This is a genomic window from Streptomyces sp. NPDC006235, assembly GCF_040613735.1.
Classification (GTDB): Bacteria; Actinomycetota; Actinomycetes; order Streptomycetales; family Streptomycetaceae; genus Streptomyces.
On record NZ_JBEXSR010000023.1, the window covers coordinates 82675 to 95946 of the forward strand.

12 protein-coding genes are annotated in these 13272 nt (G+C 72.9%); 4 read left to right on the plus strand and 8 right to left on the minus strand.

The window, feature by feature from the left end; all coding sequences use genetic code 11:
- Window positions 1-28 precede the first annotated feature (28 nt).
- The 3 genes from ABZ192_RS25380 to ABZ192_RS25390 all read right to left on the minus strand — a co-directional run bounded on the left by ABZ192_RS25380 (window position 29) and on the right by ABZ192_RS25390 (window position 5126).
- Window positions 29-1633, minus strand: coding sequence for a nickel transporter (locus ABZ192_RS25380; RefSeq protein ID WP_356926745.1), 1605 nt, complete (start codon window positions 1631-1633; stop codon window positions 29-31).
- A complete protein-coding gene (locus tag ABZ192_RS25385; RefSeq protein ID WP_356926746.1) occupies window positions 1630-3468 on the minus strand; it encodes a tetratricopeptide repeat protein in 1839 nt (612 codons plus the stop codon). Before ABZ192_RS25385 ends, ABZ192_RS25380 begins: the two co-directional genes overlap by 4 nt.
- Window positions 3469-3575: 107 nt before the next feature.
- A complete protein-coding gene (locus ABZ192_RS25390; protein WP_356926747.1) occupies window positions 3576-5126 on the minus strand; it encodes a DUF4331 domain-containing protein in 1551 nt (516 codons plus the stop codon).
- Window positions 5127-5353: 227 nt separating this feature from the next.
- Here ABZ192_RS25390 and ABZ192_RS25395 point away from each other — a divergent pair, with 227 nt between their 5' ends.
- The 3 genes from ABZ192_RS25395 to ABZ192_RS25405 all read left to right on the plus strand — a co-directional run bounded on the left by ABZ192_RS25395 (window position 5354) and on the right by ABZ192_RS25405 (window position 7098).
- On the plus strand, window positions 5354-5896 hold the full coding sequence (locus ABZ192_RS25395) for a sigma-70 family RNA polymerase sigma factor (RefSeq protein WP_167537312.1): 543 nt from the start codon (window positions 5354-5356) through the stop codon (window positions 5894-5896).
- Window positions 5893-6705, plus strand: coding sequence for an anti-sigma factor (locus tag ABZ192_RS25400; protein WP_356926748.1), 813 nt, complete (start codon window positions 5893-5895; stop codon window positions 6703-6705). Before ABZ192_RS25395 ends, ABZ192_RS25400 begins: the two co-directional genes overlap by 4 nt.
- A 126-nt stretch (window positions 6706-6831) precedes the next feature.
- Window positions 6832-7098 (plus strand): hypothetical protein, encoded by a 267-nt coding sequence (locus ABZ192_RS25405; RefSeq protein ID WP_037671693.1) that lies wholly within the window; start codon window positions 6832-6834, stop codon window positions 7096-7098.
- A gap of 182 nt (window positions 7099-7280) precedes the next feature.
- Here the strand turns inward: ABZ192_RS25405 and ABZ192_RS25410 are convergent, their stop codons facing one another.
- Both ABZ192_RS25410 and ABZ192_RS25415 read right to left on the minus strand, forming a co-directional pair.
- Window positions 7281-8063, minus strand: a complete 783-nt coding sequence (locus ABZ192_RS25410) for an ABC transporter permease (protein ID WP_356926749.1) — start codon at window positions 8061-8063, stop codon at window positions 7281-7283.
- Window positions 8060-9046, minus strand: a complete 987-nt coding sequence (locus tag ABZ192_RS25415) for an ATP-binding cassette domain-containing protein (RefSeq protein ID WP_356926750.1) — start codon at window positions 9044-9046, stop codon at window positions 8060-8062. The genes ABZ192_RS25410 and ABZ192_RS25415 overlap by 4 nt, the downstream gene beginning before the upstream one ends.
- A 63-nt stretch (window positions 9047-9109) precedes the next feature.
- Here ABZ192_RS25415 and ABZ192_RS25420 point away from each other — a divergent pair, with 63 nt between their 5' ends.
- Complete coding sequence (locus tag ABZ192_RS25420) at window positions 9110-9826, plus strand: TetR/AcrR family transcriptional regulator (protein WP_356926751.1); 717 nt, start codon at window positions 9110-9112, stop codon at window positions 9824-9826.
- 4 nt (window positions 9827-9830) lie between these two features.
- On the opposite strand, the gene ABZ192_RS25425 is transcribed toward ABZ192_RS25420, so the two are convergent.
- The 3 genes from ABZ192_RS25425 to hmgA form a co-directional block, all read right to left on the minus strand.
- Window positions 9831-11003, minus strand: coding sequence for a type ISP restriction/modification enzyme (locus ABZ192_RS25425; RefSeq protein WP_356926752.1), 1173 nt, complete (start codon window positions 11001-11003; stop codon window positions 9831-9833).
- Window positions 11004-11097: 94 nt separating this feature from the next.
- Window positions 11098-11847 (minus strand): GntR family transcriptional regulator, encoded by a 750-nt coding sequence (locus ABZ192_RS25430; RefSeq protein ID WP_356926753.1) that lies wholly within the window; start codon window positions 11845-11847, stop codon window positions 11098-11100.
- Between the two features lie 26 nt (window positions 11848-11873).
- Window positions 11874-13190 carry a homogentisate 1,2-dioxygenase gene (gene hmgA / locus ABZ192_RS25435; protein ID WP_356926754.1) on the minus strand — a complete coding sequence of 439 codons (1317 nt, stop codon included), beginning with the start codon at window positions 13188-13190 and terminating at the stop codon, window positions 11874-11876.
- Between the last annotated feature and the right edge of the window lie 82 nt (window positions 13191-13272).

The following is a 13272-nucleotide window of genomic DNA, read 5'->3' on the forward strand; positions in this document are numbered from 1 at the left end:
TGACGTCGGATTTCCTCACGAACGTAACTCAGCCCAGTGCGGATGCCGCCCCCTTGAACACCAGTCCGGCCCCGAGGACGACGACGGCGAAGGCCGAGCCGAGCGGCGCGGTCCGACGCACCATGGCCGCCATCGGGCCCGCCGTCCACCGGGGGCGCCGGTCCAGGAGCCGGGTCATCCCGCTGCCCGCCTTGACGACGGCGTACCCGGCGGCCGTCAGGGTGAGTGCGAGCCCGACGCCGTAGGCGACGACCAGCAGCAGACCGAACCAGGCCTGCCCGAGGGCCGCGGCACCGACGAGCACCACCACGGCGGACGGGCTGGGCACGAGCCCGCCCGCGAAGCCCATGAGGATCGTGCCGCGGAGGGTGGGGGCGACGGGGTGGGAGTGGGTGAACCCGCCGTGGGTGTGCTCGACCGTGTGGGGGTGGGAGTGGGGGCGGTTGTGGTCGTGCGGGTGGCCGTGGTCGTGCGGGTGGTCGTGATCGTGGTGGTGGTGGTCGTGCGGGTGGCCGTGGTCGTGACGGTGGTCGTGGGCGTGCGTGTGGCTGTGGCTGTCGTCGTGTGCGGGGCCGTGGTGGTGGGGGTGCGCGCGGTTGCGCAGGGCGCGGCGGAGCAGGCTCGCGCCCGCCAGGGTCACCAGGAGGCCGCTGGCGACGCCCAGCCAGGCGATCACCGAGGGTGCCGCCGCCGAACCGGCCGTGACCAGCAGGCCCAGGGCGACCACGCCCAGGGTGTGGGTGACCGTCACCGAGGCGGCCATGGGCAGGACGTCCTTCATCCGGGCCCGGCCGCCCCGGGCCGCCGCCGTCGCGGCCATGATGGTCTTGCCGTGGCCCGGGGCGAGCGCGTGCATCGCGCCGAGGACGACGGCGATGAGCAGGGCCAGCGCGCCGAAGCCCGGGGTGAGGTCGTGCCGGGCGACCAGGTCGTCCAGGGCCCGAGTCCAGCGGTCGGCGCCGCGCGGCAGCACGGAGGCGGCGGGGGCGTCCGACTCCTCCTCGGACAGGGCCGCACCACCGGGGCGCACGCGCAGGGCGGCGGCCGCGGTGTCGGCCGGGGAGGAGAGCAACTCCTCGGGATAGCGGGTCAGTTCGGCCGAGATCGACTTCTCCGGGACGTCCGAGTCGGTGAGCGTCATACGGTCGCCCCGCGCCGTGATCTCCCGCCAGCCCGGGCCGGAGGCGGAGCCTGCGCCCAGGAAGCCGAGCGACACGGTCCTGTCCGACTCGCCGGACGGCAGGGGAGCGGTCAGTTCGCACTCCACGCGGAGGGTGTCCAGCCCCGCCTGCCCGGGCCGCACGCGCGCGTGGCTGCGCTCGGCGGTGAGCGGGGTGCCGCGGCCGTCGACGGTGACCCTGCTGTCCGCGGCGGCCGCGGCGCATCGCTCGCGGGCCCACAGGGTCATGCCCAGCCGCTCGATGTCCGGTCCCGCCTGGGTGGCCGGGATCTCGGCGAGGTCCTCGACGTGGTGGACGCGGAGCTCGCCGGGGGCGGCGACCAGGCCGTCGTAGCGGTTGACGGTGAAGTTGCCCAGCGGGTGGGCGCTCGCCGCGCCGGCGGGCAGCAGGGTGAGCGCGCAGGCGGCCGTGAGGACGGCGGCGCCGGACGCGAACAGGCGGCGCAGGGTCACCGGGCCCCCTTCAGATCCTTGAGCGCGATACGGGCCTCACGGGCGCCGAGCGGGGAGAAGCCGGGGTTCAGGTCGAGCGCGGCCTTCAGGTGGTCGCGGGCCTCGCGGTCGTTGCCGGTGGCGCGTTCGATGACGCCCCGGTGGTAGAGGAAGCCGGCGTTGCGGTAGCCGGTGGCGGTGGCGCGGCGGGCGTACGGCAGGGCTTCCTCGTCGCGGCCGTTGACGTGCAGGGCCCAGGCGAGGGCGTCGGCCGTGTGGACGCTGTGCCGGCGGTTCCACTCGGCGCGGGCGGCGCGCAGGGCCTCCTTCTTGTCCCCGTGGTCGGCGGCGGCCATGGCCGAGTCGAGGTCGGCGTTGACACCGCCCGCGCGGGCGAGGGACGTCCAGGCGTCGACGAGGGCGTACTGGTCGCCCGCCTTCGCCCGGTCGCCGTCGGCGCCCCGGTCCTCGTACAGCTCGCCGAGGGCGACGAGCGGGCCGGGCAGCGGGAAGCGGGCGACGACCTGCTCCAGTCCCTCGACGGCCGCGGCCCGGTCGCCGTTCGCGGCCTGGGCGCGTGCGCGGCCCTCCAGGGCGGGCAGGTAGTCCTCGTCGGCGGCGAGCGCGCGGGCGTAGTGGCCGAGCGCCGTCTTGTACTCGCCCTGGTTCCAGGCGAGTTGCCCGAGCGCGGTGGCGACGTACGCGATGTCGCCGGGCGAGTCGGCGGCCTCCAGGGCGCGCTCCAGGACGTCACGCGCCGTACGGACGTCGCCGCGCAGCTCCTCGACGTACGCGTACCGCGTGAAGACGGGCACCCCGGGCCGCCTGTCGTCGGCGGTGCGGGCGGCCTCGGCGGCGTCCTCGTACCGCCCGAGCTCGACGAGGGCGTCGATACGCGTGCACAGGGCGCGTTCGTTGTAGGGGTTCTGCTTCAGGGCCCGGTCGGCGTCTGCCAGCGCGCCGGTGAAGTCGTGCCGGGCGGCGGCGAGGGCGGCACGGCCGGCGAGGGCCTGGTCGTTGCCCGGGTCCAGCTGGAGGGACCGCTTCAGCGCACGTTCGGCCTGCGGATAGCGCGAGGGGTCGCCGTTCGTCCGGGCCTGTTCGACGTAGGCGGTCCCGAGGGTGGCCCAGCTGCCGAAGTCCCTGGGCTGGGCGTGGAGGTGCTCCTGCAGGGACCTGATCCCCGCGTCGAGATCCCCCCGGGCCAGCACACCGGCCGCCGGCGCCCCGGCCGCGGACACGGCCTCGGCACCGGCTCCCGCCCGGCCGTCCCCCGTACCCCCGAAGGCGATGGCCCCACCGGTCAGCGCGACCGCCAACAGCGCGGCGCATCCGGCCAGATGAGCGGCCCGCCAACGTCGCCCCCCGTCAGCGGCCCGCCGCATCGCGACCACGCGCGGCTCGACGCCGGCGTCGTTCCCGGAGGGAGTGCGCGGACGGGACGTGCCTTCGGCGCCGGTGTCGCCCTCGTCCCCGGAAGGAGGACTGCCGTGCCCGTCACGCTCTTCTTCGGCGCCGGTGTCGCCCTCGCCCCCGGAGGGTGGGCTGCCGTGCCCGTCGGGCTCGCCTCCGGCGGCGGTTTCGCTTTCGGCGCGGAGACGGTCACGGGTGCCCGACGTGCTTTCGGCACCGCTGCCGTGCGCGGCGCCGGCCACGCTGCCGGGAGCCTGGTCCGCACCTCCCGTGCCCACCGCTCCGGGGACCGCGTCGCCCGCTTCGGCAACCGCGCCCTCTCCCGGCAGGGAAGCTCGCGCCGGACCACGCCCCACCGGCCGCTGTCCGTCGGTCTCCTGGTCCGGGCGGGGGTGGTCGTCGTCGCGCCTCTCCGGTGCGCTGTCCGTCGTACGCGGAGGCATGGCCTCTCCTCGGTCGGCTGTGCGGGTGCGGTGGGGTGGGACAGAGGCGCGGCCCGTGCCGTGGGGGACGGGAGACGGGCCGCGCCGGTCGGTGGGAGCGGAGCGGGTCAGTACGCCCGGTTCCGCATGCGGCGCCACCACATGAGGGCCGCGCCGATCAGGACGATGCCGCCCGCGCCGGCCCCGGTGGACGCGGCGATCAGGCGCATGTCGTCTGAGCTCTGCGCCTCGGCCGGCTGGAGCGCGTCGCCGAGCTGGCTGCGGACGTCGTTGCCGCCGTCCACGCCCTTGGCGAGCGGACCGCGCGACCCCTCCGTCGGCAGGGCGACGTACGGGAAGGCCTTCTCGAAGTCCTTGTCGTTCTTGTCGACCGCGTCACCGAGGTCGTTCTTCGCGCCCAGCAGCTCACCCTCGACGACCTGGAGCGAGGCGTCGATCACGTCGTCGGTGAGGCGACGGCCGTTCGGGAAGCCGGCGTTGTCGCCGTCGAGGACACCGAGCCGCTTGGGCTTGGCGGCCGGCTTGATCGAGGTGTTGAGGCGCAGCTGCTCCGACGGCGTCACGTGCGGCGGCTGATTGAGGTCCTTGACGCCCTTGAGGAAGACGTCGACCAGGTCGTTGCGCGGCTCCTTCGGCGCCGGGATCTTGTAGATCGCCTCGATGAGCTTGGGCAGCTCCGGGTTGGTGACGTTCTTCAGGAACTGGGCGTCGTCCCGGGGCGCGGACGCGTTGAACGTGTCCTTGTCCTTCAGCGGGTTGACGACCTCGTTCACCAGCGGGTTGCCGAGGCGGGAGACCTGCGCGAAGTAGCCCTGGGCGTTCTTGCGCTGCGTCGTCGACCAGATGCCGACGACCGGCTGGTCGTGCGACTGGGTGATGAAGCTGTTGGGGACCTGGAGGGCGATGGTGTTGACGTTGTAGCCCTTGAGCGTGTCGTTGCCGACCTCGGAGAGGTTCCCGCCGTAGAGCAGGTCGAAGACGCGCAGGTCCAGGAAGAACGGGTCGTCGGCCTGCCCGGCGAAGGTCTGGGCGCCCCCGGCGAGCTTGTGGACCGCCTGCTTGCGCAGGGTGTTGTAGTCTGGCATCGACGCCTTGCCGACGTTCGACGGCGCCACGGGCACGTCGTCGGCGACCTTGGTCTTCGACACCGGCTTCAGGTGCTTCAGCTTGATCAGTTCGAGGTCGTACGTCTGCGTGATGTTGAGGTCGGGGTCGTCGAGGCTCTCGACCGGGCCCGTGTTGTAGAGGAACGTCTTGTCGTTCTTCGTGTGCGTCTTGAACGTGTACCGGAACAGCAGGTCTTCCTGCGCGTCACCGTCGCTGTCGATGCGCAGGTCGTACTGGGCGTCCTCGGCGAACGTGAAGAAGTTGGGCCCGCCGGCGGGTTCCTCGAACGGGATCCAGTTCGCGACGATGGTCGTCGTGTCCGGCTTGTCCGGGCTGACGAACGCGTACACGTCGGTGTTGTCGTACTGCGGGGTCCCCGAGATCAGCGGGGCCTCGCGGTGACTGGAGGCGGAGGCCGCCTCGGGTTGCAGCGCGGTCACACCGGCGGCCGCGAGCCCGCCGGCGGCCAGCGCACCACAGATCGCGGTCGCGATGCTCCTGCGTCCCACACCGGTCGCACCGGTCTCGCCGGTCCTGGAGAAAGGTGTCATGCCGTCCGTCCTCAGTGCCAACTTGCCTGACACACGCCATTCGGAGCGGTCGGCGAAGCGGATTGGTCGAATCTCAAACGTTCTTACGGCGCGTCGGCAAAGTTGTTTCATCACCGGGCGACCCGCGTTTTCGGCGCGCTGATCCGTAACCCCATCCGGAGGTGTGTGCGTTGCGAATGCCTCGTATGAGGGGACAGGCCCCGTGCGGCCTGGGAGAGGGGGACCGAGTGGAGGCGGACGAACTGCTGCTGCGCGTGGCGGGCGGCGACCAACAGGCCTTCGAGGACTTGTACGGGCTGGTGTCCGGCCCGGTGTTCGGGCTCGTACGGCGCGTGGTGCGCGACCCCGCCCAATCGGAGGAGGTGGCTCAGGAGGTGCTGCTCGAACTGTGGCGCTCGGCGGCGAAGTTCGACCCGGGGCGGGGCAGCGCGATGTCGTGGATCCTCACCCTCGCCCACCGCCGTGCCGTCGACCGGGTGCGCAGCGCCCGCGCCGCCGGCGAGCGTGAGCAGCGGGAGGCCTGGCGCGCCCACCACCCGGCCTTCGACCAGGTCACCGAGGAGGTCGAGGCGGGACTCGAACGTGAGTGGGTACGCGTCTGCCTGGACCGCCTCACCGATCTCCAGCGCCAGTCCGTCACCCTCGCCTACTACGAGGGCTACACCTACCGTGAGGTGGCCGAGCGGCTCTCCCTGCCGCTGGGCACCGTCAAGACGCGGATGCGCGACGGGCTGACCCGGATGCGCGAGTGCCTGGGAGGCGTGGCATGAGTCTCTTCCGCCGCGAGGACCCGCACTCGCTCGCCGCGCCCTACGCCCTCGACGCCCTGGAACCCCCGGAGCGGGTCCGCTTCGAGAAGCACCTGAGGGACTGCGGCCGCTGCGCCGCCGAGGTGCGCGCCCTGTCCGAGGACGCCGTCCGGCTCGCCTGGTCCGCCGCCGCCCCGCCCCCCGCTGCCCTGCGCGACCGGGTCATGGCCGCCGTACGGACCACTCCGCAGGACCCGGCGCCGCAGAACGCGGCACGCGAGCCGGCACGCGCGCGTGCGCCGCAGCTGCCGCCGCACGTGTGGGGCACCCAGCCGCCGCCGCGGCAGCGTCGCCGGATCCCGCTGTTCGTGCCCTTCGCCACGGCCACCGCCGCCGCGGCCCTCGTCGTCGCCTCGCTGTTCGCGGTGCAGGCGGACCGGACCCGGGATCAGCTGACCGCCGAGCGGGACCGCTCACGTGAGATCGCCCACGTTCTCGCGGCTCCGGACGCCCGTGCGGGCAGCGGCCGGGACGGGCGGGGCCGAACCATCGGAGTGATCGCTTCCGCCTCGGAGGGGAGCGCGGTGGTCACCCTCGGCGGATACGGTGCCCCTCCCGGTGGCCGAGTGCACCAGTTGTGGCTCATGCGCCCGGGCGCGCAACCACGCTCCCTGGGCCTCTTCGAGGGCGACACGCCCTTGGTCGCCACGGGTCTCGGCACCTCCGCGACGTCACTGGCCGTAACCGTCGAGCCCGACGGCGGATCGCCGCAGCCCACCAGCCAGCCGATCGTCCAACTCGCCCTGAAATCTGTTGGATTCGGAGAGTAATCGGGAATACATCGTCAACCCCTTTATGGGGAAGGTGAATCCTGTGACCGCGATACACGAGTGCCCGGACGGGGCGATAGGGTTAACCTGCCCGGGCCGGGTGGACTCGTACGGGTGGGGAGTGACATGGAACAGATAACAGTGCGCAGCAGGGCGAGGGTCCCTGCGATCACCTGCGGGAGCAGCGCGACCAGTTCGCGCCTCGACCGCCACCTCTCGGTGCTGGGCGGCCCCGCCGTCCCGCAGCGGGAGACGGTCGAGGCGACCTCTCTGATGCGTGAACTGACCGCGCGTCAGCCGCACGACCGCAGTGGCAGGGGAGCGCGCGTGCGTCGCGTCTCGCTCTTCGCGCCGCTGCGCAGGCTGCGCCGCTCGCTGTTCGGCGGCAAGTAGGGGCCCGCGCTCGGGCGGTCACACCGCCCCTGGTGCAACGCTGCGCACTCGTCGTCCGTCATCCCCACGGCACGCAGCGGCGCCAGGTGTGTACCCGAGCGCGGCCCGCCCCCAGTCGGTGCCCCATCCCCGCCCGGCAGTGACCGGGGGCGTCGTCCGGCTCCGGTCTTCCGGTCGCCCCTTCACCGCTCCCCGTGCGCGTACCGACGCACGGCCAGCGGCACGAACACCCCGAGCAGCACGGCGCACCACAGCAGCGACCCCGCGACGGGGTGGGCCACCGGCCAGGCCGCCCCGTCGGGCACCGGGGCGTTGCCGAACAGGTCTCGCAGAGCCGTCGCCACCGCGCTGATCGGATTCCACTCGGCGGCCGTCCGCAGCCATCCCGGCAGCCCGCTCGTCGGGATGTACGCGCTGGACAGCAGCGGCAGCAGGAAGGTCGCCCCGCCCAGCTGACCGGCCGCCTCCTCGTTCCGGGTGAGCAGCCCGAGGTAGATCCCGGCCCAGGTGCAGGCGAAGCGGAACAGCAGCAACAGCCCCAAGGCCCCCACCGCTTGCAGCGGGCCGCCCTCGATCCGCCAGCCCACCGCGAGTCCCACCAGCAGGAACGGCACCGTCCCGACGGCCGTGGCCACCAGGTCCGCGGCGGCCTGCCCCAGCGGTACGGCCGCCCGGCTCATCGGCAGCGTACGGAAGCGGTCCGTCACACCCCGGTGCGTGTCCTGGGCCGCCTGGAACATGCCGGTCATGATCCCGCCCGAGGCGGTCGCCACCAGCAGGCCCGGCACCAGGAACGACCGGTAGGCCTCGCCCGGCATCGCCAGGGCGCTGCCGAAGACGTAGCCGAAGAACAGCAGCATGCTGACCGGCATCGTCTGGGTGAGGATCAGCAGCCCCGGGTTGTTCCGCATCCGCAGCAGCTGGCGGCCCAGCATCGCGGTCCCGTCGTACGCCAGTATGCTCATGCGGCACGCTCCTTCTCGTCGGTGGCGGTCCTGGTCGTGGTGGTGGCCGCGGCCGTGGTGTCCGTGAGGCGCAGGAAGACGTCGTCGAGGGTCGGTGGCCGCAGGCTCACGTCGAGCAGCGGCACGCCCGCCGAGTCCAGCGTGCGCACGAGCAGCGGGAGGGTGAGGGTGGGGTCCTTGGCGACCGCGCCGACGGCGTTCCGCTCGTGGTCGAACGACGGCTGCGCGCCCGTGAGTCGGTCCAGGACGGCCGCCGCCTTCGTGAGCGCGTCCGAGTCCGTCACGACGACCTCGGCGTGCGCCCCGACGAGTGCCTTGAGCTGGGCCGGCGACCCGGTGTGCGCCACCCGGCCGCGGTCCACCACGGCGATGTCGTCGGCGAGTTGGTCGGCCTCCTCCAGGTACTGGGTGGTGAGGAGCACCGTCGTGCCCTCGGCGGTCAGCTCGCGCACCGCGTCCCAGATGAGGTTGCGGCTGGCCGGGTCGAGGCCGGTCGTCGGCTCGTCCAGGAACAGCACCTCGGGGCGGCGGATCAGGCTCGCCGCCAGGTCCAGCCGGCGCCGCATGCCGCCGGAGTAGGTGGAGGCGGGCCGGTCGGCGGCCTCGGCCAGCCCGAAGCGGTCGAGCAGCTGTGTGGTCCGGCCGGCGGGGCCGCGCACCCGGTGGAGCCGGCCGAACAGCAGCAGGTTCTGACGGCCGGTGAGGTCCCCGTCGATCGACGTGTCCTGCCCGGTGACACCGATCCGGCTCCGCACGGCGGCGGCCTCCCGGGCGAGGTCGTGCCCGGCGACCCGGGCGGAGCCCGCGTCCGGCCGCAGCAGCGTGGTCAGCAGCCGCACGGCCGTCGTCTTGCCCGCCCCGTTCGGCCCGAGGACCCCGCACACCGTCCCCTCGGCCACCGCGAGATCCAGCCCGCGCAGGGCGTGGACCTCCCCGAAACGCTTCGCCAGACCCTCACTAAGTACAGCGTACGTAGAAGTCATGGCCTGACCATAGCGCACTACGTACGCTGTACGTAACTAGGATGGTGGCCGAGGTGATGATCGATGGCGGGCCGAGCTGCCGTACCCGAAGTGATCTGGGCGCGCCCCGAGCGCACCGGCCGTGGGCCGAAACCCGCGTTCACCCGCGCCGACATCGCGGCCGCGGCGGTGCGGATCGCCGACGCGGAGGGGCTGGACGCGGTGTCCATGCGGCATGTCGCCGCGGAGCTGGGCTGCGGCACCATGTCGCTGTACAACTACGTCCCCCGCAAGGAGGACCTGTACGAGCTGATGATCGACGCCATCGGTGCCGAGCACGAGCTGTTCGAGCCGACGGGCGACTGGCGCGCCGACATGCTCCGCAACGCCGAGGAGACGCGCGCCATCATGCGCCGTCACACCTGGGTGCCGCGCCTGATGCCCGGGGTGTTCGCCTTCGGCCCCAACTCCCTGCGCTATCTGGAGCACTGCCTGGCCTGCCTCGAACCGCTCGACGTCCCGGCCGGCACGAAGACGGAGCTGATCGCACTGCTCAACGGCGTCGTGACGACGTACACCGCGAACGACATCGCGACCGTCGAGCGCACGCGCTCCATGCCGTGGACCGTGGAGGAGGAGAACGCGGTGCGGATGGCCTATCTGGGCAGTCAGGTGGCCACCGGCGCGTATCCGCGACTGGCCGCGGCCTTCATGGCGCAGAGCGGGCCGGTCGATCTGGAGTCGGTGTTCAGGCGGGCCCTCGAACGCGTCCTGGACGCTTACGACCCCGGCCTGCGCTGACGCGCTACAGCAGCGCGAGCTGTCCCTCCGGGCCCTCCTCGGGGCCGTCCAGTACCGAGGCCGGGCGGCGGGCCGGGGCCGGTACCGGGAGGACGCCGGCCTCGCGCAGCTCGGTCGCCGTGACCGGCTCGGGGATCTCCGGCTCCTCCAGGGGGCGCAGTTCGGCCAGCAGGGCCAGGACCGTGATCAGTTCCAGCAGCTCCGACGTCCAGGCCTGGGGCCAGGTCGCGGGGCGGATCGCGGCGAGTGTGCCCGGCTCGGCCTCGGCGACGCGCGCCGCGAACCACTGCTCCAGGACGCGCACCCCGCCCACCTCGAAGTCCCAGGCCTCCGGCGGCACCGGGGAGACGCGGCCCTCGTCCAGCAGCAGAGCCTCCTCGTCCCGGTCGTAGCGCAGGTCCAGGGGGCGGGAGGGCAGCGGGGCGCGGACGTACGGGCGGCGGCCGCCGGGCAGCTTGGGGCGTTCACCGTCGCGGCGCATCAGCCACAGCAGCCGGTGGCCCACCTCCAGGCCCCGCCCCCAGGCGTCGGCGTCCCCGGTGAGCGGGACCGAGAGGTCGGGGCGTGCTGTCGCCGTGATCCACGCCAGTACGTCAAGCGGCGAAAGGGCGCTGCCCAGCCGGGTGCCCAGATGCTCCAACAGGCCTGGCGCCAGATTGGGCTCCTGCCCGCCCGGCCGCCGGAACAGCGGGCGGATCCTGCCCGGGCGCAGCAGCGGGAGGAGCGAGGTGACGAGCAGGCGGGGGACTTCCCGGGCGCTCCCCGGGGCCTCGGGCGCCTCCAGTACGAAGACCTGCCGTTCGTCCGCCACCCGCCACAGCTCCGGGCGGGCCGCGTCGATCAGCCGCTGGTCGGGGATCAGCCACTGCTCGTCGAAGGGGGCGCACAACACGCGCACCGGCTCCGGGCACGGCCCCGAGGCGCGCGCCAGCTTCTGAGTCCCGCTGCCGGCCTGGCCGGGCAACTGGCCGACCGCCGTGTGCGGGGTGCGCGAGCGGGTCGGCTCGAACAGGGTCTCGCGGTCGGGTCCCTCGGCCTTCAGCAGGGCGTCCCAGCGGGCCTTCAGGGACGCCGCGTCCGGTCCCGCCGGCCACCCCCGGCCGAGCCGCGGCGGTGCGACGGACCACGGCATGAGGTCCGCCAGCAGCGGAGCGTCGTCGTGCGTCACGCAGGGCATCGTACGACGTGCCGAGCGCCCCGAAGGGGCGCGGGGAACTGCGCGACCAGCCCCACCGGCCCGCAGGTGCGTCACCACGTTTCCCGCGCAGCGCCTACGTCGCCTCCAGGGTCACCGTGAAGGAGAAGCGGTCCCCCCGGTACTGGATGACGGCCACGTCCAAGGGCCGCCCGCCGGCGTCGTACGTGACGCCCGTGTAGTGCAGGATCGGGCTGAGCAGCGGGACTTGGAGCAGCTTCGCCGTCTCCGGGTCGGCCAGCCGGGCCTCCACCGTGTCCGTGATGCGGCTGATGTCCGCTCCGACGACATCCCGCAGCACCTTGGTCATGGGCCACCGGACCAGGTCGTCCAGGTCGATGCGCGCGGCCAGTTCGGGACGCACATGGTTGCGGGCGTGGTTGGTCGGCTCACCGGTCTTCTCGTCGCTGCGCAGCCGGTGGTACGTGGCCACCTCGGCCAGATCCGGGAAGAACTCGGCGAGTTCGGCGGGCACCGGGGCGGTGCCGTGGTCCAGCAGCTCGGTCGTCATGCCGGACTGCTGGGCCACGATCGCGTCCACCGAGCCCAGCAGCCGGACCGGGGAGCCCCGGCGCACGTCCGGCTCGATGAACGTGCCGCGCCGGCGGTGGCGCGTGATGAGGCCCTCGTCCTCCAGCTCCTTCAGCGCCTGCCGCATGGTCAGCACGCTCACGCCGTAGTGCCCGGCCAGCTGCTCCTCGGTGGGCAGGCGCAGCGGGTCCTGGGGCGAGCGGCCGAGGATCGAGGCGCGCAGCGACTGCGACACCTGGTACCAGAGCGGCAGCTTGCGGTTCAGGACGATCGAGTCCGGAGCGAAGGAGGTCACGGGCCATCCGTACCGGTCGGGGATGTTCAGTGCAAGGGACGGAAGTGCCGCTCCAGGCCCTGCCAGACGTCGTCGTAGCGCTGCTGGAGGTGTTCGGCGCGGGCCGCCTGCGGGGTGAGGGTGATCGGCCAGCGCGTCTCGAACATGAACGCCAGGCCGTCGTCGATCTTCTGCGGCCTCAGCTCGGCGGCGCTCGCCCGGTCGAAGGTCTCCCGGTCCGGGCCGTGCGCCGACATCATGTTGTGCAGCGAGCCGCCGCCCGGCACGAAGCCTTCCGCCTTCGCGTCGTACGCGCCCTCGATCAGGCCCATGTACTCGGTCATCACGTTCCGGTGGAAGTACGGCGGCCGGAACGTGTCCTCGCCCACCAGCCAGCGCGGGGCGAACACCACGAAGTCGACCCCGGCCAGGCCCGGGGTGTCCGACGGGGACGTGAGCACCGTGAAGATCGACGGGTCGGGGTGGTCGTACGTGATGGTGCCGAGCACATTGAAACGGCGCAGGTCGTAGACGTACGGCACATGGTTGCCGTGCCAGGCGACGACATCGAGCGGGGAGTGGTCGTACGTGGCCGTCCAGAGGTTGCCGCAGAACTTGTTCACCACCTCCACCGGGCCCTCGACGTCCTCGTACGCGGCGACCGGGGCGCGGAAGTCCCGGGGATTGGCGAGGCCGTTCGCGCCGATCGGGCCCAGGTCCGGGAGGCGGAAGGGCGCGCCGTAGTTCTCGCACACATAGCCGCGGGCGGACTCGTCGAGCAGCTCCACACGGAAGCGGACCCCACGAGGGATCAGCGCCACATGGCCCGGCTCCACATGGAGCGGACCGAACTCCGTGCGCAGCAGCAGCCCGCCGCGCTCCGGCACGATCAGCAGCTCGCCGTCGGCGTCGCTGAACACCCGGTCCATCGAGGCGTTGGCGGTGTAGAGGTGGACGGCGATGCCGGTGCGCTGGGTGGCGTCGCCGTTGCCACCCAGGGTCCACAGCCCGGCCAGGAAGTCGGTTTCCGGCGCCGGGTCGGGCAGGGGGTTCCAGCGCAGTCGGTTGGGGTCGGGCACGGTCTGGGTGAAGGGGGCGGTGCGGATCGAGCCGTTGTGCGTGCGGTTGAACGCCGGGTGCGCGGCCGACGGGCGGATGCGGTACAGCCACGAGCGGCGGTTGTGCGCCCGGGGCTCGGTGAAGGCCGTACCGCTCAGCTGTTCCGCGTACAGCCCGAGCGGGGCCCGCTGGGGGGAGTTACGGCCCTGAGGCAGTGCGCCCGGGACGGCCTCGGAGCTGTGCTCGTTGCCGAAGCCGGAGAGATAGGTCAGCCCTTCGGCGGTCTTCCGCGCGTCCGCGCCCATGATCGCTGCTCCCTTGTTGTCCCGATTCGTGCGCCACCCAATTCCTATGCAACACCGTAGGATTGCGATTTCCCCGACGCAA